Source organism: Promicromonospora sp. Populi (genome assembly GCF_041081105.1).
GTDB lineage: Bacteria > Actinomycetota > Actinomycetes > Actinomycetales > Cellulomonadaceae > Promicromonospora.
Genome location: NZ_CP163528.1, coordinates 3,297,365 through 3,318,486, shown reverse-complemented (window position 1 = coordinate 3,318,486; position 21,122 = coordinate 3,297,365). Strand labels below are relative to the sequence as shown.

At 67.9% G+C, this 21,122-nt stretch carries 25 protein-coding genes and 1 riboswitch; of the genes, 8 read left to right on the top strand and 17 right to left on the bottom strand.

All coding sequences use genetic code 11. The features are described 5' to 3' along the window. The 3 genes from AB1046_RS15045 to AB1046_RS15035 all read right to left on the bottom strand — a co-directional run bounded on the left by AB1046_RS15045 (position 1) and on the right by AB1046_RS15035 (position 871). The gene (locus AB1046_RS15045) at positions 1-210 is read right to left on the bottom strand and encodes a hypothetical protein (RefSeq protein WP_369370119.1); all 210 of its coding nucleotides are present in this window, start codon (positions 208-210) and stop codon (positions 1-3) included. Positions 211-222: 12 nt separating this feature from the next. Continuing rightward, positions 223-546 (bottom strand): DUF6284 family protein, encoded by a 324-nt coding sequence (locus AB1046_RS15040; RefSeq protein WP_369370118.1) that lies wholly within the window; start codon positions 544-546, stop codon positions 223-225. 67 nt (positions 547-613) lie between these two features. Then, a complete protein-coding gene (locus AB1046_RS15035; RefSeq protein ID WP_369370117.1) occupies positions 614-871 on the bottom strand; it encodes a hypothetical protein in 258 nt (85 codons plus the stop codon). Between the two features lie 248 nt (positions 872-1,119). On the opposite strand from AB1046_RS15035, the gene AB1046_RS15030 reads away from it, so the two are divergent. The 3 genes from AB1046_RS15030 (at position 1,120) to AB1046_RS15020 (ending at position 3,285) form a co-directional block, all read left to right on the top strand. Further along, on the top strand, positions 1,120-1,965 hold the full coding sequence (locus tag AB1046_RS15030; protein ID WP_369370116.1) for a GntR family transcriptional regulator: 846 nt from the start codon (positions 1,120-1,122) through the stop codon (positions 1,963-1,965). Continuing rightward, positions 1,962-2,606 carry a bifunctional 4-hydroxy-2-oxoglutarate aldolase/2-dehydro-3-deoxy-phosphogluconate aldolase gene (locus AB1046_RS15025; RefSeq protein ID WP_369370115.1) on the top strand — a complete coding sequence of 215 codons (645 nt, stop codon included), beginning with the start codon at positions 1,962-1,964 and terminating at the stop codon, positions 2,604-2,606. The genes AB1046_RS15030 and AB1046_RS15025 overlap by 4 nt, the downstream gene beginning before the upstream one ends. Before the next feature lie 202 nt (positions 2,607-2,808). Next, complete coding sequence (locus tag AB1046_RS15020) at positions 2,809-3,285, top strand: hypothetical protein (RefSeq protein ID WP_369370114.1); 477 nt, start codon at positions 2,809-2,811, stop codon at positions 3,283-3,285. A gap of 27 nt (positions 3,286-3,312) precedes the next feature. On the opposite strand, the gene AB1046_RS15015 is transcribed toward AB1046_RS15020, so the two are convergent. After that, positions 3,313-4,752 carry a DNA cytosine methyltransferase gene (locus AB1046_RS15015; protein WP_369370113.1) on the bottom strand — a complete coding sequence of 480 codons (1,440 nt, stop codon included), beginning with the start codon at positions 4,750-4,752 and terminating at the stop codon, positions 3,313-3,315. A gap of 6 nt (positions 4,753-4,758) precedes the next feature. Here AB1046_RS15015 and AB1046_RS15010 point away from each other — a divergent pair, with 6 nt between their 5' ends. Beyond that, on the top strand, positions 4,759-6,165 hold the full coding sequence (locus tag AB1046_RS15010; protein WP_369370112.1) for an ATP-binding protein: 1,407 nt from the start codon (positions 4,759-4,761) through the stop codon (positions 6,163-6,165). Further along, a complete protein-coding gene (locus AB1046_RS15005; RefSeq protein ID WP_369370111.1) occupies positions 6,165-7,061 on the top strand; it encodes an O-methyltransferase in 897 nt (298 codons plus the stop codon). The genes AB1046_RS15010 and AB1046_RS15005 overlap by 1 nt, the downstream gene beginning before the upstream one ends. A 415-nt stretch (positions 7,062-7,476) precedes the next feature. Here the strand turns inward: AB1046_RS15005 and AB1046_RS15000 are convergent, their stop codons facing one another. Next, positions 7,477-7,956, bottom strand: coding sequence for a DUF402 domain-containing protein (locus AB1046_RS15000; protein ID WP_369370110.1), 480 nt, complete (start codon positions 7,954-7,956; stop codon positions 7,477-7,479). A 201-nt stretch (positions 7,957-8,157) separates the two neighbouring features. On the opposite strand from AB1046_RS15000, the gene AB1046_RS14995 reads away from it, so the two are divergent. Together AB1046_RS14995 and AB1046_RS14990 are read left to right on the top strand one after the other, a co-directional pair. Continuing rightward, positions 8,158-8,424 (top strand): hypothetical protein, encoded by a 267-nt coding sequence (locus AB1046_RS14995; protein WP_369370109.1) that lies wholly within the window; start codon positions 8,158-8,160, stop codon positions 8,422-8,424. Next, complete coding sequence (locus AB1046_RS14990; RefSeq protein ID WP_369370108.1) at positions 8,421-8,732, top strand: type II toxin-antitoxin system PemK/MazF family toxin; 312 nt, start codon at positions 8,421-8,423, stop codon at positions 8,730-8,732. The genes AB1046_RS14995 and AB1046_RS14990 overlap by 4 nt, the downstream gene beginning before the upstream one ends. Positions 8,733-8,801: 69 nt before the next feature. Here AB1046_RS14990 and AB1046_RS14985 read toward each other — a convergent pair whose 3' ends face one another. Further along, entirely contained in the window at positions 8,802-9,212 is a 411-nt protein-coding gene (locus AB1046_RS14985; RefSeq protein WP_369370107.1) for a hypothetical protein, read from the bottom strand. Between the two features lie 246 nt (positions 9,213-9,458). Between AB1046_RS14985 and AB1046_RS14980 the strand changes: the two genes are divergently transcribed. Next, positions 9,459-9,866 carry a carboxymuconolactone decarboxylase family protein gene (locus tag AB1046_RS14980; protein WP_369370106.1) on the top strand — a complete coding sequence of 136 codons (408 nt, stop codon included), beginning with the start codon at positions 9,459-9,461 and terminating at the stop codon, positions 9,864-9,866. Positions 9,867-9,890: 24 nt separating this feature from the next. Here AB1046_RS14980 and AB1046_RS14975 read toward each other — a convergent pair whose 3' ends face one another. From AB1046_RS14975 to AB1046_RS14925, 11 genes are all read right to left on the bottom strand, one after another. Beyond that, positions 9,891-10,916 carry an SGNH/GDSL hydrolase family protein gene (locus AB1046_RS14975; RefSeq protein WP_369370105.1) on the bottom strand — a complete coding sequence of 342 codons (1,026 nt, stop codon included), beginning with the start codon at positions 10,914-10,916 and terminating at the stop codon, positions 9,891-9,893. 1 nt (position 10,917) lies between these two features. Continuing rightward, the gene (locus tag AB1046_RS14970) at positions 10,918-12,135 is read right to left on the bottom strand and encodes a glycosyltransferase (RefSeq protein WP_369370104.1); all 1,218 of its coding nucleotides are present in this window, start codon (positions 12,133-12,135) and stop codon (positions 10,918-10,920) included. A 1-nt stretch (position 12,136) separates the two neighbouring features. Beyond that, entirely contained in the window at positions 12,137-13,282 is a 1,146-nt protein-coding gene (locus tag AB1046_RS14965) for a glycosyltransferase family 4 protein (RefSeq protein WP_369370103.1), read from the bottom strand. A gap of 166 nt (positions 13,283-13,448) precedes the next feature. Further along, positions 13,449-14,708, bottom strand: coding sequence for a hypothetical protein (locus tag AB1046_RS14960; protein ID WP_369370102.1), 1,260 nt, complete (start codon positions 14,706-14,708; stop codon positions 13,449-13,451). Positions 14,709-14,815: 107 nt separating this feature from the next. Continuing rightward, on the bottom strand, positions 14,816-15,685 hold the full coding sequence (locus AB1046_RS14955; RefSeq protein ID WP_369370101.1) for a DUF4097 domain-containing protein: 870 nt from the start codon (positions 15,683-15,685) through the stop codon (positions 14,816-14,818). Further along, the gene (locus AB1046_RS14950) at positions 15,685-16,344 is read right to left on the bottom strand and encodes a response regulator (protein WP_369370100.1); all 660 of its coding nucleotides are present in this window, start codon (positions 16,342-16,344) and stop codon (positions 15,685-15,687) included. Before AB1046_RS14950 ends, AB1046_RS14955 begins: the two co-directional genes overlap by 1 nt. Then, positions 16,332-17,732, bottom strand: a complete 1,401-nt coding sequence (locus tag AB1046_RS14945) for a sensor histidine kinase (protein ID WP_369370099.1) — start codon at positions 17,730-17,732, stop codon at positions 16,332-16,334. Before AB1046_RS14945 ends, AB1046_RS14950 begins: the two co-directional genes overlap by 13 nt. 85 nt (positions 17,733-17,817) lie before the next feature. Continuing rightward, positions 17,818-19,050 carry an acyl-CoA dehydrogenase family protein gene (locus AB1046_RS14940; RefSeq protein WP_369370098.1) on the bottom strand — a complete coding sequence of 411 codons (1,233 nt, stop codon included), beginning with the start codon at positions 19,048-19,050 and terminating at the stop codon, positions 17,818-17,820. Between the two features lie 49 nt (positions 19,051-19,099). Then, entirely contained in the window at positions 19,100-19,786 is a 687-nt protein-coding gene (gene pnuC, locus AB1046_RS14935) for a nicotinamide riboside transporter PnuC (protein WP_369370097.1), read from the bottom strand. A 116-nt stretch (positions 19,787-19,902) separates the two neighbouring features. Then, a riboswitch (FMN riboswitch) is annotated at positions 19,903-20,041 on the bottom strand. A gap of 62 nt (positions 20,042-20,103) precedes the next feature. Next, positions 20,104-20,853 carry a helix-turn-helix domain-containing protein gene (locus AB1046_RS14930; protein ID WP_369370096.1) on the bottom strand — a complete coding sequence of 250 codons (750 nt, stop codon included), beginning with the start codon at positions 20,851-20,853 and terminating at the stop codon, positions 20,104-20,106. Positions 20,854-20,863: 10 nt separating this feature from the next. Then, a complete protein-coding gene (locus AB1046_RS14925; RefSeq protein ID WP_369370095.1) occupies positions 20,864-21,118 on the bottom strand; it encodes a hypothetical protein in 255 nt (84 codons plus the stop codon). Between the last annotated feature and the right edge of the window lie 4 nt (positions 21,119-21,122).

Here is a 21,122-nt window from a genome sequence, read left to right as displayed (position 1 = left end):
TCAGGCACCCGCGAACATGGCGGCGATGGTCTCGAAGATCCAGCCCACCGCGGTGCCGGTGCCGTTCTGGATTGCGCCGGTCATGCTCAGGGGCGCGGCCGACATGACGAGCATGATCCACAGCGCGGTCGACACCTTGAGCTTGTTCTTCCAGAACAGAGCCGCCGTGATGAGCAGCAGGAACGCGAACAGTGACATCTGAACAGCCATGGGATTTTCCTCTCAGGCGGTACGGACAGCAGGAAGGATGACGACCCGGCGGGCCGTCCGGAGCGGGTCACCCGGCGCGAACACCGGGGCCGTAGACGTGGCGCGGTTGGTGCGGGTCTCGACAGCGGTCCGCATGGCGACGTTCAGGGCGACCACCGCGCGGCGGTGGGCCTTGACTGCGACCTCGTCGGGCGAGGCCGCAAGGCGGCACTCGGCATCGACTACGGCGACCTCGGCAGCGATGACGGGCTCCTCGGCGGCAATGGCGGCGAGGGCGGTCAACGACGGCTCGGCGGCGAACGCGTCGTAGGCCGTGAATGTGTTCAGCGAGCCCATGCGATCACCGCCGCTCCGAGCAGGACTACCGCCACAACGGCGTACAGGACGACGAGAGCGGCCGGGATCATCGATTGCCCCCAGTGCTCTCGTCGTCCTGTACCTCAGCGGCGCGAGCCGCCTCGTGTGCCTCGCGGACGGTGGCCTTCAGTTCCTCGGTGCGGACCGACATGGCCAGCGCCTCACGGCCGACCTCGGCGGTGCCGTCGTCCTCTCGGCCGTGACCGTGCGTGACCAGGGCCCGGGCGGCCGCACCCAGTGCGTGACCGGCCTCGAACAAGTACTGACGCGCTGAGTCCAGCGCCCCGATGCGGTACCTCGACATGACGTTCTCCTCGATGCCGTGACCTCGGACCGTCCATCGGCCCGAGAACCCTGTCTGTGACGTGGCTCTATGTCGCCGGTCACAGACCTGTTGAGAGGAAAACTAGCAGTTGGGTTGTTCACCATGTCAACTGGTTGGCTCGAACAAGCCGGTTTGGCGGACGCGCGCAGCCAGTGGATGATCCTCACCAACCCAGTTGTTAGGCTGGAACCATCCAGTTGAGAGTTCATTAATGTGAGGTAGGTCACATGCCGCAGTACAGCGCCGAGGACGTGGGCGGTAAGAAGGTCGAACGGGTGGAACGAATCATCCGGAATGACATCGAGGCGGGCAGGCTCCGCGACGGGGAGGCACTTGCCTCGTCCCGCGATCTCGCCGACCAGATGGGTGTAAGCACCTGGGCCGTCAACAAGGCGATGGAGCACCTCGTCAAAGACGGCCTCGTCGAGGCCGTTTCCCGCTCACGCCGGATCGTCCGGAGCGGTATCACCTCGCCAACCGCGAACGGTGAGCCGCACCAGCCGCACACGTTCCTGATCGGTGGCTACGCGGGCTCGGGTAAGTCGGAGCTGAGCCGCGTGCTGTCACGCCTCACCGGCACCGCCATCATCGATAAGGACACGACCACGAGGGCCGTGGTCGAGCGACTTCTCGAAGAGCTCGGGCAACCAGCGCACGATCGCGAGTCACAGACCTACCTTGAGCAGGTTCGCCCGCACGAGTACGAAGCGGTGCTGGCGACCATTCAGGAGAACGCGGATGTCGGCGTCGGGCTGGTCGTCACGGCGCCATTCATCCGAGAGTTCCAGGACGCGGCTTGGATCGAGCGGGTCAACACCCGCCTGAACGCCGCAGGGGTCGGCCTGACTCTGGTCTGGGTCCGCTGCGACGCCAGCACGATGCACACCTACCTCAAGCGCCGCGGAGCCGCCCGCGACACGGGCAAGCTCGCGGACTGGAACCACTACGTCGCGGGAATCAACCTCGACTTCCTGCCAGTGGCAGACCACGTCATCATCGACAACTCCGCATCCAGTGAGCCGCTGCAGAGCCAGGCAACCAAGATGCTCGCCACCGTGACGGCGGCAGCATGACCGCGCGTCCGTCGAGCGCGGCCGAAGCCATCCGAGAAGCCCGTCTCCTCGCGATCCTGCGCGGCGAAGACGTCGATCGCCTTGCCGACGTCGCCGAAGTGTTGGTGTCCGAGGGCATCCGAGCACTTGAGTTCCCGATCGCCGGGCCAGAGGTTCTATCCGTGGTCACCAAGGTCGCAGCCCGCCTCGGCGACACCGCGTACATCGGCGCTGGCACAGTGCGGAACGTCGCCGACGCGCAGCGAGCCATCGACGCTGGCGCGAACTTCCTCGTTGCGCCGAGCATGTCCATGCCCGTGGTCGAATACGCCCGGGAACGCGATATCGCGTTCGTGCCCGGCGTGTTCACACCCAGCGAGATCGACGCCGCCACTCAGGCAGGTGCCGAGGTGGTCAAGCTCTTCCCCGCTAGCTCGCACAGCCCGAAGTTCCTATGGCAGCTCCTGCCGCCACTGCCCGACGCCGGGATTATGCCCACCGGAACGATCACCCGAGAGGATGCCCGCTCCTGGCTCGACGCCGGAGCGGTCGCCCTCGGCGTCGGCTCCGACCTCGTCGGCGACAGCATGGCAACCGGTGACTACGCCACGGTCCGAACCTCGGCACGCGAGTGGTTGGCGATTGTCGGCGCGCTCTCGTAATTGCGTCGATGGCCTACTTGCACGCCCTTCGGTCAAGCGAGAGGCCCCCACTTGATGGAGGTCGGCGCCTCTGTTCTTGACGATGTCTAGCGCTGCTAACGCCGAGCTGCTAGCAGGTGCACGACGGCTTGGGAGGGTGAACCGTCCTGCAACTGCCAGCGCTTCGGCGCCGTGGCCCCCCTGGCCAAGCTACGGTCGGCCGATGACGTGGGAGACCGTGACGCTGAGCCTGTTCGATGGATTTCTCGGCGCGATCATCGGTGGTGCAGTCGCCGCAGTGATCGCACTACGCACCACCAAAACGGCTATCGAGGCCAATGCCGCAGCACAGGATCGGGACCGGGCGTTGACTGCGGCGCTGAGGATCCACGAGTTCGCCACCGAATTTACGAAGGTGGCGGCCGGCACCCCGGATTACGTCGAGTTGCCGGAGGACCTGGTCAACGAGCTCATGCAGGCCGCGCACCTTGCGCTCAAGACAGCCGAGTTTGCCCGTCCCGATGACAGTGAGTTCGTCGCTTGGCTCAGATGGCTAAACACAGAGCTTGTGGACGTGACAACCAACTCGCGTACCGATGTGGCCCATATCGAGTGGGTCAGCGACGCCGTCGGCCTCCTAGAACGCCGGCTACTGGCGGGTGACCCTCTGATCTACCCCGTACGGCCAGCGGGACACTGAGCGCTCCCAGCAACCGATGCTCAAGCATCAGCCAGCCTCGGCCGTCTCGTCTAACAGGTGATCGCTAACGACTGATCGGAATCCGCGATCTCTTGAGGCAGGGATCTCATCGGTCCGCGCGTCCATGACCGCCTGCGCGAGAGTCCTAGAGAGCATGAGCAGGCTCGCGTCGCCGAGCGACACTGCAGTCCGCAGCGCACTGGGAGCATAGCGAAGCGTCTTGAGTAGAGACTTCGCCGCCGCACGGGCAAGCGGCGGGGGGACGCTATTTCCGACTTGGCGATGACCGTGCCAGTTTGTCGTGTGAAACCGGAACCAATCGGGGTACCCATGCAGCCGGGCGGCCTCACGAACCGTGATGACTCGATTCTCCAACGGATGGATCGGTCGCGGTGAGGTATGGGCTCCGCGCTCAGATCCGGTGCCGGCTCGCAGCGTCCTGGATGGTCCTTTCAGAGGCAGCCGATACAGACGACTCTTCTGTTCGACGGCCCCCTGCGCGGTAGCTCCGAAGCGCTCGATGGTCTCTGCGGTGTGCGTCGTGCGGCGCGAACCAGTCAACCGCTGGCTCTCCCACAATCGCGGCCTCGACTTATCCCCCGGCAACGGATCGATGCCAGCAAGCTGGCGCGCATACGAACTCTTGATGGAAGTTCTAAGGAGAGCATCTTCGACACGCAGCTCCACTTCGTCCGCCCCAAGCAGCTCGTCATAGTTGAAAGGCGACGGAAGCCCCTCGAAAGCCTCCTTCACCGTGATCTCTCCCTGCACCGGAATTGGTCGAATCGGGGCGATGCCGCCGAGCGAGCCCAGCACTATCACGCGGCGCCGTGTCTGCGGCACGGCGAAATTCAGACTGTTCACCGGCGCATCGGTGCCGGACAACGTGTACCCCGCAGAGACCAGGCGGGCGAATGCTGCAGTCCGGATTGAATCAAATTTGGATTCAAGGAGGCCTGCAACGTTCTCAAGGCAAAAGGTCTGAGGCCTCAACTCTTCAACCAGGCGAACAAAGTGGAGCAGAAGATTATTGCGCTCATCGCCTTCTTCGCGCTTCCCGCCCGATGAAAACCCCTGACACGGTGGGCCGCCTATGAGTGCGTCAATGCGTCCTGGCCAAGGTATGCCCGGCCGAGAACGCCTGAATCCACGTGCGGCAGCACCCATCACGTCCGTTGCAGAAATGCGGGATATATCTCGGCACAGAACCTCGCTCTGCGGGAAATTGAATGCGTGCGTCGCTGCGTGGACGGGATCGTATTCGACTGCTGCTACGACGTCGAACCCCGCCTGCTCGAAGCCCAGGCTCATGCCACCGGCTCCGGAGAACAGGTCGACGGCGATCGGCCTGGTGAGGCGGTCACGAGCGGGGGTTGCATGCACCTGAGGACGATCGCACATCGGTCGCCCGAACGCCAGCCCCACCGCAGGGAGCCATCGACCCAAGGGGTAGGTTTCGGGCATCATGACTCCATGGTGACATCCGACACTGACACGACCGTGGACGCAGGCGCTGAAAAACGCTTCTTCATCGAGATGTTGACGAAGGACATCGAGCTGCTGCCAGCAGTCGTCGACCTAGTGGACAACAGTGTCGACGGTGCGCGTGACCTCCATCCAGACGGTGATCTCGCCGGCCAATGGGTGAAAATCGACCTCTCGGAGGAGGCCTTCACCATCTCCGACAACTCTGGTGGCATCTCTGCGAGCATCGCTAGGCACTATGCGTTCCGGTTCGGCCGCTCACGCGACTTCGCCGGAGTGAAGCGATCGGTGGGCCAATTCGGTGTCGGGATGAAACGTGCGATCTTCAAGATTGGGAGCGCTTTCGAGGTTGAATCTGCCTATCGTGATCCTAATGCTAGGGGTCAGGACTCGCAGTTCAAGCTGGCCGTCGATGTTGAAGAATGGGCGCAACAGCAGGACTGGACGTTCGAGTTCGATACCGTCCAAGAAGGTATTTCACTTCCTCCCGATGAAGTTCGGGGGACCACGATCGCAATCACGGATCTCCACCAGAGTGTGCAGGATGATCTCTGTGATCCTTCCGTGCAAAAACTGTTGCGAACGGAACTTCGCGTCCGTCATCAGGAGTCGATTCAGCACGGTCTGAAGATCTATCTAAACGGGGGTGAGCCCCTCGCGGCATCTCGGCCGGCGCTTCAGGTCTCCGATGTGGTCAAGCCTGTATTTAAGGAGTTTCAGGTCAGATCAGGAGAAGGTGTCGTCGATGTCAAGCTTTACGCTGGCACCGTCGCGACACGGCGCGAGAAGGACCGAGGTTTTGAGGACGACGGCCAGGCAGAGAACTTCCAGGATCCGGGAGACGCTGGTTGGTACCTGTTCTGCAACGACCGCTTGCTTCTCGTGGCGGACCGAAGCCCCATAACAGGGTGGGGAAACCCTGCGGCTGCGTATCACCCACAGTATCGCCGCTTTCGGGGGTTCGTGTACCTGTCATCGGACGATGCTGGCCTTCTGCCTTGGAACACTACAAAGACAGCGGTGGACAGGGACTCGCCTGTCTTTCGCGCGGTCCAGTCCGAGATGAAGACCACACTTGTTGCTGTACAGGCGGTGCTCAACCGTGAGAAGCAGGTTCGCGCGCGGATCGAAGATGAGGACGAGAAGCCGGAGATTGTTGCTGCATTCGATGCGGCGCCAGAGCAGCCAATTGCGTCCCTCGCTGTTTCGGCTCAGATGGTCGCACCAGCTTCCCCGCCAGCAAAGCCAAGGTCTCCAGCGCCACGAATTCAGCGCGTCCAGTACACCGTGGACCTTGACAAGTTCAAAGAGGTCGCGGATCTACTGGGTGCAAGTAGTGGGTCAGAAGTCGGTCGCTTGACGTTCGACTACTTCTATGACCAAGAGATTGACTAATGGCGCAAACTTACGAGTTCCGGCCGGCCAAGGCTGCGCAGCGGAAGATGATCGTGGACGCCAGTCGACGATTGACGCAGATCGCTCCTTTTGATAGCTATCAGTACGTTGGTTTTGGCGGCCTGGAGTTTATTGACTTTGTTGAATTTCACCGGGCTCTTGGAATTCCAAAGATGACGAGCATCGAACGCGATACCCAGATGCAACATCGCCTGGAGTTCAATAAGCCGTACCGGAGCATTCGTCTGCTGATGGGTGAAGCGCGTGACCAACTACCTGAGGTCGACTGGACGATTCCGAGCATTGTCTGGCTAGATTATACTGATGTGCTTACAACCGGGGTCTTGCACGACGTGGATTTCGTGATTCGATCGTGCTGTCCCGGCAGCGTCGTCATTGTGACGATAAATGGAGCATCCTCGGGCGTCAGGCCAGGGGACCGCCTGGATAATGTACGCAATAATCTAGGCGATCTGGTCGATGATGATCTGTCAGAAAAGGACATGGCGGGATGGGGTCCAGCTAAGGTCCAACGAGGCATTCTTCAGGCTCGTGCTCACACGGCCAGTCGAGAAGCCCACGGTCTCCCAATGCGACAACTCTTCAATTTCCATTACGCGGACGGCGCAAAGATGCAGACATGGGGCGGCATCGTGACGAGTCCGGTCATGGATCGCACAATTGACACTTGCCGGTTCGAGGATCTCGAATTTATCCGAGCCGATGAGGATGCGTTTGAGATCAGCGTTCCTGTGTTCACCGTGCGCGAGATCGCATTTCTGGAAGAAGGGTTGGCGGGCCTTCATGACGGCGCTCTTCCCAAAATCAAGGGCGTCGAGGCGGGTGACATTAAGGCCTTTGCGCGGGTTTACCGATGGCGAGCAGGTGACCGCTGAGCGAAGGGCGTGACGGAGTGGCGTGCGGCTCCCTCACGGCATCCTGTCGGAAGACCGAGCTAGCCTCAGTGCGCGGTCGAGCGCCGGTTCGCGGGTTGGGTGTTCATCGCCAGGTCGGCGGCGGCTTGGTTTCAGGTGGCCGCAGGACCCGTCTTACCCCCGTCTTTCTGATCCTGACGCGTCCCACTCGATCCTGCCCAGTATCAACACGAGCCTGTGTTCTTGCAGGTCAGAGGGGCTGCGTACTGACGCGTGCGAACCCATACAAGGTCGCGGCATAACCCCACCGCTACCGCACACTGAAGGCCCCCAACCGCAGAACTATGCGGATCTGGGGGCCTTCGTCATGCCGTGCCGTCCATTTACCGTCCGAATCGCAGTTCTTCGTCAGCTCGGTGGGGATCGACGAGAACCGCTATGAGCGAAGTGACCGCAGCCATGCTCTCGCTGCTCCGCCGAAGGGTTCTGCCTCCATCTGCACGAGAGGCAGCAACGATTGTGCGACCTCGGTTGCGGTCGCTACCTGGCTGTCGGTGAGGTGTCCGGACAGAGCCAGCTCGTCGAACTCGTCCTGGTCGACGATGCCGGCGCAACCATCGGCGTTGCGAAACAGGTCCAGCTCCAGATCGACGAAGGTCCACACGCCTCCATCGAGCCTCGGCGGTGTGCAGATGTCGATAGTGAGGTCGGTCGAGTCGGTGAACCAGAAGGCGGGCAGGCACCATGCGCCCTCCGCGACAAGCCAGACGGCATCGTGTTCCTGAGCTTCTTCGCGGCGGCCGTCGGGCTGACGGACCGGGTTCCCGCGCCGCGCGCCCAGCCATGTGCCGTGCTCATCCTGCCCGAGGTGTTCGACCGGCCAGCTGAACCGTTCCGCGCAGGTCCCGTCGACCACGGAGATCTTTTCCTTAGACATCCTCAACATGGGATCCAGTCCGTCCAAACTTTCGACGCCCAAGCGGCTCACAGTATGCCGACGAGCCTCGCGAGTGTCAGCAGCTGTGGTGTCCGCATGGACGGCTGTGTGGTCCGTATGGACAGCGTTGTGGTCCAGATGGGGTTCACACGTGTCATGGAACCTGTCATTGTAGATCTCATGAACGAGACAACGACCATCACCATTGCCCGCACCACGCGGCAGCGGCTTGCGCACGTCACGTTCCATGGCAAGCCGCTCAAGACGGCCGACGAGACCGTCACCGCCCTCATCGAGGAGCACGAGCGCCGCCAGTTCTGGGAAGCGATGGACGCCATCGACCCTGACGAGTACGAGGCCCAGGCCCGCGAAGAGGGCGCATGGCCCGCCGAGGGTGAGTACGCCGCCGAAGAGCAGATGATCCGTGCCCAGGAGTCCACCGCGTGAACGTTCAGCGCGGCGATGTCATCTGGCTGTCCATGGACCCCACGGTCGGCCGAGAGCAGGCGAAGCGCCGGCCGCACCTGGTGCTGTCCAGCGCCCGCCAGCACCGAGCCATGCGGCTGGCGATCGTTGTTCCCCTGACGAGCACCGACAAGCCGTGGCCCACTCGCGTCCAGGTAGCACCGAGCTCCTACGCGATCTGCGAGCAGCCCCGCACTGTCTCCCTGGAACGCGTGACCCGCCACGACGCGACCGGACACGACACGACCGCCGTCGTCACCGTCATCCGCACGCTGATCGATCCCGCGTAGCGGTCCGCTTTCACGCCGGTCTGGGCCTGGGAGCGCTCGTCGTCAGATGGACACGTACAGCCGATCGCCCTACGGAACCCGGTAGCGCAGCCACGGCAACGACCCTGACCGGCTGCCGCCCAGGAGGTGGGAGCGGATCACGGCGGCCGTGTGCTCCTGCCAGTCCCGGGTCAGGTACCAGCCGCAGACGCACCGGTACATGCCGCTGGAGGCGTCGTAGTCGTACTGGCTGTGTGCAGCGATCACCCCGGACAGCTCGCTCGGGTCGAGGGCTGCCTCCAGCGCACGCCGCGTGGCCTGGACCCAGTAGGTCTGCCGGGCCGGCGCGCGTCGCTCGAACGGGATGGTCCGGTCCGAGCGGGTGTAGGCGGCCTGGGCAGCACGCCGGAGCGGTGTGCTCGTGCCCTGCTGGTTCACTGGCCGGGCAGGTCGGCGAGACCGGGCAGAACCGCTCCGGGCGTGCCGCGGCACGTTCCTCATCGCTCGGCCTTCCTTCCCGTCCGGCGCCGTGATCCGCTTAGTGTCGACCCGCTCAGCGGTGGACGCCAGGAGCGGTGGTGATCGCCGTCGGGCAGCCGACTGTAAAAAGTGATCGTGACCTGCGCAGATGCTCTTGCGTCCATGCGTGATCATGGGCTGGACTTGGGGCGCGCCCACCCGGCGCTAGCTCCGGTGTCCATCGAACGAGCCTGCAGCACCCTGACGGCGGCTCAGAGGGAGAAAACGATGTCCGAGAACGAGGCGTTGCGCGCAGAGCGGTTCGCATCCGGCAAGGCGGTCCTGGACTCCATCCACGACGACCCCGGCCACAGCGTCATCGACTCTCTGGCGGACATCGCTCCCGAGCTCGGGCACCAGATCGTCGCGTGGGGCTACGGGGACATCTACGCCCGGTCTGAGCTGGAGCCGCAGCAGCGTCAGCTCGTCACCCTCGGCATACTCACCGCGCTCGGTGGCAGCGAGGCACAGCTCGAGGTGCACATCGATGCGTCGCTCAACGTCGGGCTGACCCCTGAGCAGATCATCGAGGTCTTTCTGCACAGCGCCGTCTACTGCGGGTTCCCGCGCGCGCTGAACGCTGTCGGCGCCGCCAGGAAGGTATTCGCGGAGCGCGGGCTGATGCCGCTGGCCTGATCGTGCCGCTCGACCGGCCGCGAGTCAGCCCCGGCCGATGCGCCGGCGCGGGTCCAGGCCGGAGTCGGCGAAGCTCGTCAGCATGCCGCCGGGCGTAAACGCCCGTTCCGCCCGTAGGTCGTGCACAACCGCGCGGAGCAGGCCGGGCAGGAAGTCCCGGCCCCGCCGTAGGCACCAGGGCAGCCCAGCCCGCAGGAGCCAGACCACTCGTTGCCACACGGACGGCGGGTCGGGCGCCTCGGGCAGCAGGGCCGCGAGGGCCGCTGCCCGGGGCGTGCCGGTGCCGACCTCGGCGGGCGAGAATTGCGTTGCCTTCCTGGCGGTCGACGCCGGTGACACAGCGCCGTTCTCGGAGGGCGGGACCAGGGCGGCCAGGTACGCCGGGTCCAGGTCGGCCAGGGCGGTCGCGGCGGCCAGCGCCAGCCGGCGGTGTCCGGCAGGTGACGGGTGCACCCGGTCCACGTGCCAGGCCTTGGCGCCGGCGGAAGCGATCGCCTGCGTCGCATCCACTACGACGACCCGGCCGCGCGCCGACTTCGGTCCGTTGCCCGGTCCCGGCGCTGACGCCTCCGCCGCGCCCACCGCCACCGCGACCTCATCGACCGCCGCGTTGATCGCCGCGACCCGGCGCCGCATCACGTGCCGCACCAGTCGGGGGCTGAGCTCGAAGAGGCCGATCACGGGCAGGCGCACCAGCACGACGTCGGCGCCGCCGCGAACCAGCTCGCTGACGCTCCGGTGCAGGTCCGTGAGCGTGAGCCGCGCGTCGAAGTCGCTGCGCAGCACGTCGTTGCCACCCACCAGCACCGTGGCGACCCGAGGCCGCAGCGCCAGTGCGGCGTCGAGCTGCGTGCGCGCGACGTCGTGGGAGCGTGCGCCGTTGGAGGCGAGGTTCGTGAACGCCTCCATGCCGAGCACGGTGGCGAGATGGGCGGCCCAGCCCGGGCCGTACTCGGCGTCGGGGCCGACGGTGTCGCCCACACCCACGGTGATCGAGTCACCGAGGGCGAGCAGTCGAGAGCAGCGCTCACGTCCCGCCGGTGCCGTCATCTCACCGACGCTCCACGGTGCCTACCTGGATCGGGTCCGCCGTCAGGTCGAAGGCCCTGCGAGAGTGCAGCTCGAGCATTGCGTCCCCGGTGGCGCTCCACGGGAACAGCTCGGCGCGCGCGCGGGCGTCCTTGCGCCGCCGGATCGGATCGCGGTCCAGCACGTCGTGCAGAGCCAGGGCGAGCGCAGCCGCGTCCGGCGCCGCCGAGGCGCCGGCGGTGCCGACCACCTCGGGCAGCGCGCTCGACGAGCTGCAGACCACCGGCGTCCCGGACGCCAGCGCCTCCAGCGCCGCGAGCCCGAAGGTCTCGATCGGTCCGGGCGCGATGACGACGTCGGCGCAGCTGAGCAGGGTTGCGAGCCGGTCGCGGTCGGGGACGAACGAGAGGAACCGGTGCGGCAGACCGGCGGCCTCGGCCCGGTTCCGCATCTTCGGCAGGAGCGGCCCGGAGCCCGCGACGACGAGTCGCACTGGGCGGCCGTCCCGCAGGAGCTGCGCGGCGGCGTCGACCGCGAGGTCCGGCCGCTTCTCCGCGGACTGGCGGCTCGCGAGCACGATCAGCGCGGTCCCGGGCGGCGCGTACTCGGCGCGCGCCTCGTCGGAGTACCGGTCGGGCCGGAACTGCTCCAGGTCCACACCCAGCGGCACGCGGTACAGGGGCGGGAGCGCGGCGCCCCGGGTGCGGGCGGCCAGGCGTTCCACCTCGCCGGCGGCGAACTGGGTGGTGGCCACGAGCCGGTCGAACCGGGTGAGCGTGGCGCGGTTGTACCGGTCGGCCAGAGCGGGTGTCACCGTCGCGCCGAACGCCGCCACGTGACCGCCCTCGGCTGCGCCGGGAATCCAGGAGCGCAGCACGCCGTCGACCCGCTCGTGGAGCATCATCAGGGACGGGACGCCGGCCTCCCGGGCCCAGTCGCCGAGCCCCGCGAGCGTGGTGCGGTCGCTGACCTCGAGCCGGTCCGGCGCGATCGTCTCGAGCAGGCCCCGCATCTTGCCGGGCTGCACCACGGCGCGGTACCCGCCCGAGAACGGCACGCGCGGCGCCGCGAGGCTGACGAGCCTGACACCGTCCACTACGGAAACCCCGTCCCGCTTGCCCGGCACGACGAGCACGGGTTCGTGCCCCCGGGACAGATACTGCCCGGCCATCGCGTGCATCGCAGTTCGGATGCCCCCGGAACGAGGGCTGTAGAAGTTCGCGACGTGGACGATTCGCAAGTTATACCTCCGCTGAGCCGGCTCTCGCGTGCACCCGGATCGCGTCGTCGTAGTGCCCCACGAGCTCGGAGCAGATGTCGTGCCACGTGCGGCCCTCGGCGCGCTCTCGGGCCGCAGTCCCGAAGGCGCGCCGCTTGCGTTCGTCGCCCACCAGGTCGACGACGTGAGCGCGGAGCGCCTTGTGATCACCTGGAGGGTACAGCCAGCCGTCATGGGAGTGCCGGACGATGTCCAGCGGGCCACCAGCGGCCGGCGCCACGACCGGGACGCCGCTGGCGTGCGCCTCCTGCAGCGTCTGGCCGAAGGTCTCCAGCTCGCCCGGGTGCACAAAAACGTCGAGGCTCGCCATGGCCCGGGACAGCTCGGCCCCGCGCAGCAGGCCCGTGAAGTAGGCGCCGGGCAGGTCGTGCTGCAGGTCCTCCCGCTCGGGCCCGTCACCGACGATCACCAGGCGCACGTTCGGCACGTCCTGCAGCACACGCAGCGCCTCGACCTGCTTCTCCGCGGCCAGGCGGCCCACGTAGCCCACAAGGATGTCCCGGCCGGCGCCGATCCTGCGGCGCCAGGCCTCGTCCCGGAACCTCGGGTGGAACACCTTCGTGTCGACGCCCCGCCCCCACAGGCGCAGGTTGGGGATGCCGTGGTTCTCCAGCTGGCGCATGGTCGCGCTCGACGGCGCGAGCGTCATCGTCGCGCGCTCGTGGATGTCCTTGACCCGCTTCCAGAGCAGCGGCTCGAAGCCGCCCAGGCCGTAGCGCGCCGCATAACCGGGCACCTCGGTCTGGTAGACGGCGACGCTCGGCAGGCGCAGGCGCTCGGCGGCGAGGATGCCGCGCCAGCCGAGGATGAACGGCGACGCGAGATGGACGACGTCGGGCGCGAAGGTCGCCAGCGTGCGCTCGGTGCGCCACTTCTTGCCGACGACGACCCGCACGTCCGGGTACCCGGGAAAGCCGATCGAGCCGAGCTCGACCACCGGGGCACCGCTGACGAACGGCGGGACGTGACCGATGGAGGCGTCGGCGTCCGGCGCGAGGACCATTGCCTGGTCCCCCCGTTCGTGGAGGTGCTCAAGGACCCGCAGGACGGAGTTGGTGACTCCGTTGACCTGCGGGAGGAAACTCTCCGCAACGATGGCTACTCGCACCCTACGAACCTGCCGGTCGTCGATGTCCAGACGACGTCTTCCGTGCGGCGAGTCGGGGAACGGGTGGCGTCGAGACGGTAACCGCTGCGCACGATGTCACGTTCCTGACCGTATCGGAGCCATCAGGCACCTGGCTCGGGGAAGAACGTGCGGCAACAGCCTTCAACTAGCTGTGCGGGCCCTCGACGCGCTTGGGGGTGTGCATCCGAGAGCGGGCGACCTGGACGAGCCGGACGATCGCGCCGACCAGGAGCGCCACGAGCAGCGCGTTGCGCAGGGCGCCGATGCTGGTGGCCAGCGGCCAGCCGCCGAGGAACTCGGGGTACTGCAGCGGGTAGATCTCCATGGTCAGCCGCGCGACGATCACGGTGCCGAGCGCGGGCAGGAACCACGTGCGGCGCGTGCCCTGGCTGCGAGTGCCGAGCGCGATCGCCGCCGCGATCGGCGGGCCGATCCACGCGATGAACTGCGGCGAGCCCACCTTGTTGAAGACCATGAGGGCCAGCAGCTCCGCGGCCGCGCCGATCAGCAGGATGTCCCCGACGCGGTCTGGACGAGGTCGGGCCGCCCACCACATGAGCAGCGCGATCCCGATCGCGGCGATGGGGAGGGCGACGTCGAGCGCTTGTGCGACGGCGTCGGCCCTCTCGCCGAGCACCTCGTAGGTGTAGATGACGTCGTCGTACTCGACCTGGATCGAGGAGTCCCAGAGCCGCGCCACGGTGAACGGCGTGGCGGCGACGGCCTCTACCTGCAGCTGGCGCTCGCCCTGCTCGCCGAACACGTCGAGCACGTTGTCCTGGGCCCCGCCCGCGAAGGCCACGCCGATCACGACGGCGCACACCGCTGCGCCGGGCAGCACCACGTTCCGGAGGAATCCCTTGGCGCTCGACGCCGTCGCGGCCAGGGCGAGGGCCACCGCGCCCGGGGCGATCTTGATCCACGCGCCCACGGTGGCCAGCGCCATCGCGAGGGCCGGCCGCTTGGCCGCCACGAGGAGAGCAACGAGGATGATCGGCGCGAGCAGGCCGTCGAGCCGGCCGATCCAGATGGGGCCGAGCGCCACGAGGAAGGCGAGCCAGTACCAGACGGCGACGCGGCCACGCGGGCGGGCCTGGCCGAGCACGATCACGGCGCAGGCGTTCGCGGCCGTCACCATGCCCATCCACACCCAGTAGTAGGCGTGCGTCGACTCGGTGAACAGGGCCGGGACCCACATCGGCGCCAGGGCGCCGAGCGGGTAAACCCAGTCGTAGTCGAAGACTGGCCACGACCCAGCGTTCATGCCGTTGCGGACCCACCACTCGTACAGGTTGACGTCGCCGAGGATCTGCCCGTCGAAGACCCAGGCCTGCAGGATGATCCAGCCGTGCACCAGGGCGAACGCGACCCACAGGGCCGGCCAGGACGAGAGCACACGGGTCACGGACCCCAGGACGTCTTTGCCTACGGTCCTGGGCGTTGTCGAAATGTCTGACGCGCTCGGCACGGGCCACATCCTTGCACGTTCGTGACATATGGCCCTTCGGGTCGCTACTCGCCGAGGTACGCGACGTCCCCGTTCGAGCTGCGGATCTCAACGGTGCGCTCGGCATCCGGGTCGGTCGGGCCCTCGATGATCTCGTCGCCGTTCGAGGTCTCGATCGTCAGGGCCACCGCCTCGCCGTCACCGACCACGGTGACCTCGCCGTTGCTGGACTCGGCAAAGACGTTACCGCCGCCCGCCGAGACCTCGACCGTCCCGTTGCTGGTGCTGGCCCACGCGTCGCCGGTCACCGCGTTGATGGTGATGTCGCCGTTGCTGGAGTCCGCGGTGACCGAGCCCGCCACGTCGACGACGCCGATCTCGCCGTTGGAGGTGGTGGTCTCGACGTCGGCCCGGACATCCCGGACGTCGACGTCGCCGTTGCTGGTGTGCGCTGCCAGCGGCCCGCCGATGTCGGTGGCCTCGATCTGGCCGTTGCTCGAGGTCAGCGAGACCTCGCCGGCCAGGCCGCTCGCGACGACGTCGCCGTTGTCCGTGCGGACCACCACCTGGGTGCCGGCGGGCAGGGTCACGTCGAGCTCGCCCGAGCAGCGGGGCAGGCCGAGGGTCCACCCGCACAGGTGCGTGACCACCAGCCGGCTCGCCGACTCGTCCGCCGTGTAGGTGGGCCCTCGCAGGCCGCTGTGGGCGATGGCGTCCACCTCGACGTCACCCTCGGCGGCCTGGACGGTGACGTCGCCGTCGGACACGAGCTCCACCGTCTCGACGGCGTCGTACGACTCGTGGGAGGTGGTGGTCTCGGACATCATCAGGTCGACGAGGAACAGCGCGCCGAGGGCGACGACCGCGGCAGCCAGCACGACGCCGACGGTCGTCAGCACGCGGGCGGTGGGGCCGCGGGGATGGGACTGGTTCATCAGCGGGATCCGTTCTGGTCGAGCCAGCGCAGCACGGCGAGCACCCGGCGGTGGTCGTCGGTGGCGGGCGGTAGGCCGAGCTTGGTCAGGATGTTGGTGACGTGCTTCTCGACGGCGGCCAGCCCCACGACGAGGCGGTCCGCGATGGCGGCGTTGGACCGCCCCTCGGCCATGAGCGCGAGCACCTCGCGCTCGCGCCGGGTCAGGACGTCGAGGCCGGACCCGGGGTGGCGGGCGATGATCTGGGTGACCACCTCTGGGTCCACGACGGTTCCGCCAGAGGACACCCGGGCGACGGCGTCGAGGAACTCGTCGACGTCGGCCACGCGGTCCTTGAGCACGTAGCCCAGGCCGCGCGCGCCGCGCGCGAACAGCTCGCTCGCGTAGCTCTGCTCCACGTACTGGGACAGCACGAGGACCGGCAGGTCCGGGTGCAGGCTGCGCAGGTGCACCGCGGCGCGCAGCCCCTCGTCGGTGTGCGACGGCGGCATCCGGACGTCCGTGACGAGCAGGTCGGGCAGCTCGGCGCCGGGGGTCGAGAGTGCCCGGACCAGGTCGTCCGCCGTGCCGTGGCCCGTCACGGTGTGCCCCTCCGCGGCGAGCAACCGGGTGAGGCCGTCCAGGAGGAGGACGGAGTCCTCAGCGATCACGATGCGCACGGGACCTCCACGGTCAGACTGGTGCCCTCGCTGGGCGGGCTGTCGAGCTCGAAGGTTCCGTCCAGGGCGGCGACGCGGCCACGCAGGCCGTCCAGCCCGCTGCCGGGGTAGGGCTGCGCGCCGCCGCGGCCGTCGTCGGACACCACGATGCGCAGCCGGAGCGGGTGGTCGTCGGGGACCAGGCTGGCCCGCACCCGGATCGACTGAGCGCCGGCGTGCTTGGCGGCGTTGGTCAGCGCCTCGGCCACCACGAAGTAGGCGGCCGCCTGCGCAGCGGAGCTCGCGGGCGCGAGGTCGCCCACTACCTCCACCCGGACCGGGATCGGGCTGCGTCCCGCAAGGGCCGAGAGCGCGGCGTCCAGCCCGCGGTCGGCCAGCACGGCGGGGTGGATGCCCCGCACCAGGTCGCGCAGCTCGGCGAGGGTCTCCTTGATCTCGCGGTGGGCGAGCTCCAGGGCTGCCACCGCGTGCTCGGGATTCCGGTCGGCCAGCCGGCGGGCCACGCCGAGCTCGACCCCGAGGGCGACGAGGCGCTGCTGGGCGCCGTCGTGCAGGTCGCGCTCGATCCGGCGGCGCTCGGTGTCGGCCGCGGAGACCGCTGCCGTGCGCGACTCGGTGAGGACCACCGCCCGCTCGCGGGCGATGTGCGCCTCGGCCTCGGCGAGGCGCGTCCCCTGCTCGGCGACGACGGCGCGCGCACGCGCCACCTCGGTCTCGGACGGACCCAGCAGGTTGTGCGCGAGCCGCACCACGAGGAACGATCCGTACTGCGCAAAGCTAGATGCCACCCACACGAGCACAACCGCACCGGCGACCGCGCCGGCTGCCGTAGCCGGCCACGGCAGGCCGGGCCACTGGGCCAGGGCGCTGTCCCTACCCACCAGCGCGAACACCACCGCCGCGGCTGCGGCCGCCGCCAGGGCCGCCGCGACCGGGAAGAACACGGTGCTCACCAGCATCGCGAGGAAGGCGTAGAGCGCGGCGGCCCAGGCGCGGCCGTCCCGGACCGGTGCCCACAGCCGCGACCAGAAGCCTCCGGGAGTGTGCGCGGGAGCGTGCGGCGCGGGGATCGTGACCCCGGTCTGGGTGTTGATGCGGGAACGCTCGGCGGCGCCGAACCAGCGGGCGGCGATCAGGCAGCCGGCCAGGAGCGGCACCCCGATGCCGAGCGCCGGCACCAGGGCGGCCGACACCAGCACGAGGATCCACAGGACCAGCCCGCCCGTCAGGTGCCAGATCCACCCGACGGCCAGCGCAGCGAAGGCGCGTCCGGTCGCCGGGTCGTACGGCGCGCGGAGAAAACCCGCACCCGAGGTGAGCGCGGGTGCCACGCCGTCCTCGATGCTGCGGGGCCGGGGCGCCGTCGTCGGGCCGTCATCGCTGGTCATGGACACGACCCTAGGCGGGCAGGTGCCCCACGGAAATGAGGTGGCCCCACCGGACCGGGGTGGGGTTTCCCCCACCCCTGAGCGATCAGGCGAACGCGCTGGTGCCCGTGATCTCGCGACCGATGATCAGCGCCTGGACGCTCTCGGTGCCCTCGTAGGTGTGCAGGGCCTCGATGTCGGCGAAGTGCCGAGCCACGCGGTTCTCCAGCAGGATGCCGTTGCCCCCGAGCAGGTCGCGGGCGATCGCGGCGATCTCGCGCGCACCGCGCGTGCACGTGTACTTGGCGAGCGAGGCCTGGGGGCCGGTGAGCTTGTCCTGCTCGTCCAGGAGGGTCATCTGCTTCACCAGGAGCTGCAGCTGCGTCAGGATCGACAGCATCTTCGTCAGGCGCTCCTGCACCATCTGGCTCGCTGCGAGCGGCCGGCCGAACTGCACCCGCTGCTTGGAGTACGCGACGGCGGCCTCGTAGCAGGCGACGGCCTGGCCGACGGCCTCCCAGGCGACGCCGAGCCGGGTCGCGAACAGGACCCGGCCCGTGTCCTTGAAGGAGCGGGACTTCGGCAGGAGGTTCTCGGCCGGGACAAAGACGTCGGTCAGCACGATGTGCGCCTGGTGGATGGCGCGCAGCGAGATCTTGCCCTGGATGGTCGTCGCGGCGTAGCCGGGGGCATCCTGCGGCACGATGTAGCCGTGGACCGCGTTGTCGCCGCCGTCCCCGACGTGTCTGGCCCACACCACCGAGATGTCGCCCATCGAGCCGAAGCCGATCCACTTCTTCTCGCCGTTGATGACGTAGCCCTCGACGCCGTCGCGCGTCTCGCGTACCGCGGTGGTCTCCAGGCCCACGGAGTCCGAGCCGTGTGTGGGCTCGGTGAGCGCGAACGCACCGAGGATCTCGCCGCGGGCCATGGGCCCGGCGTACTTCTCGATCTGCTCGTCCGAGCCCAGCATCACGATCGAGCGCAGTGCGAGGCCGCCCTGCACGCCGCAGATGGTCGAGACCGAGGCATCACCGCGGGCCATCTCCATCGCGGCCAGGCCCTCGGCCAGCTTGGAGACCTTCGGGAAGCCGGGCACATCCACGCCGTCGCGCAGGAAGTCGAGCTCGGCCATGCGCTTGACCAGGTCCATGGGGACCTCGTACCGCTCCCAGTAGCCGTCGATCACGGGGAGAACCTCGTCCTGCACGAACTGGCGGACCGCGAGCTGGTGCGCTCGCGCGTCCTCAGGTACGTCGGCGAACGCGCCCGCGAAGTCGATGTCGAGCGGTTGGGTGAGGTCGTATGCGGGCGCCGTCACTCCTGGGGTCTGAGTCATGCATCCATGGTGCGCTGGTACCGGATATCAGGTCAAGCGAGACTAGGTCTCATTGCGCGACGGCGGCGGCGGGACCGGCGGAGGCGCGCTCGCGCCGGCTGATCCGCCACCACGCGAAGAACCCGAACAGCGTGAACGCCCCGTAGATCACGTACATCAGGGCGGTGGCCCAGTACCCGGCGGAGAACAGCAGGGGCACACCCACCAGGTCGACCGCCACCCAGATCAGCCAGAACTCGACCCAGCCCTTGGCCATGCCGTAGGTGGCGAGCACGGAGCCCATGAAGATCCAGGCGTCGGCCCACACCGGCTCGAACGAGCCCAGGGCGCGGAAGAGCGGGGTCAGGGCCAGCGTGCCGACGATCATCGCGACGACCAGACCCAGGCGAGCCCGCCACGACGCCCAGGTGGGGTGCACGGCCACCGTGCCGATGCCGCCCAGACGCTGGGTCTGCCGCCAGCGGTACCAGCCGTAGATCGAGACCGCGATGAACATGATCTGCCGGGCGGCCTGGCCCAGCATGTCGGCGCGCCCGGTCTCCCCGAACCACGAGCCCATGAAGACCGTGAAGAGCACGATGTTCCCGACAACGCCGACCGGCCACGCCCACACCTTGCGGCGCAGCCCGCCCAGCGCGGACGCCAGCCCGAACAGGTTGCCGATGACCTCGCGCCAGTAGATCTGCTGGTCGCCCAACAGGAACGTCGCCTCGTACGCCGCGCGGAACCAGTCCATGTCTCTGCCCTCTTTCGAAAGTCCGCACACGGGGACTCCGGGGTGAGGGCCGACGCGCCACGAGGGCGCCGACGACGGCGCTCCGCCGCGGCCCCGAGGGGTCGACGGCGCGCGCCGCACGTGCTTCCTCCCATCCGGACTTTAACCGTCGGTCCTGGAGTTTCACCAGGTCAACCGGGACTCTCCTACAAGGAGCGACCCGGGTCGCGGACTATCACCGCCGGCTCGGAATTTCACCGACCCCGGAGCACGTGTGCATCTGCTGCACATTTGTTTAGCGGAACCCAGGATGCCACGGCCTTGTTCCCGCGGGAAAGCTAGACGAGCGCGTCCCGGACGGCGCGAGCCACCTCGTCGGGCCCCGCCAGTCCCTCCACGACGGTGACGATCACGCGGCGGGAGGCAGGGGCGCCGTCGTCGGACAGCGGGTGGCCCGCCGTACCCAGGACCGCGGCGCGGCGCAGGTCGGCGAACGCCTCCTCAAGCTCCGGCCGCAGCTCGCGCGACGGCGTGCGCAGCCAGCGGCGCAGGATCGCGTTGTGCACCGCGACCACCGACGCCGCGAACGCGATCGACGCCGTGGACACCGACCGCTCCGGCGGCAGGGTGTCGCGCAGGTAGTGCGTGAACGCCCGCTCGTAGCGGTGCGTGGTGATCAGCTCCCGGTCCCGCAGGGCAGGGACCTGCTGCAGCAGGGCGTACCGGGCCAGCGAGGTGTCGCGCTGGCCCACGTGGTGGTCGAACACCATGCGTGCGGCGCGGCACACCTCGAGGTACGGGTCGATGTCGGGGTCCCAGGCGCGGCCGAGGTCGTGCCCGGACTCCTCGCTGGACCGGGCGTCGGGGCGGGTGGCGGCCAGCATGACCACCACCTCCTCGAGCAGCAGCTCGTGATCGGCGAAGACCACGTCCTCCTTCGAGCGGAACCGGCGGAAGAACGTGGCGCGACTGACCTGCGCGGCGTCGGCGATCTCCTCGACGGTGGTTCCCTCGTACCCCTGCCGGGTGAACAGGTCCACCGCAGCGTCTACTGCCTGCGCGTGCGTGTGGGTACGAACGGCGGTCATGCCAGGCAGGTTACCGCGTGCCCCCATGACCGCGTGAAGAGTCCTTGGGCGGAGCGTGGGGTTCACGATGCCAATTTTCCCGTGCGGAGATCTTGCCTGAGTGCAGCCTGCGCAGATATCGCACCTCGCGCACGGCCGTGAGCAGGCCGAGCACACCAGGCACCGCAGACCACGGATGACCGAGCACAACGCCCACGAGACACACCAGAAAGATCACCCCGCCGGCGACGACGGCGGCGAGACTTCCCCAGCGGATCCCGGTCACGCAG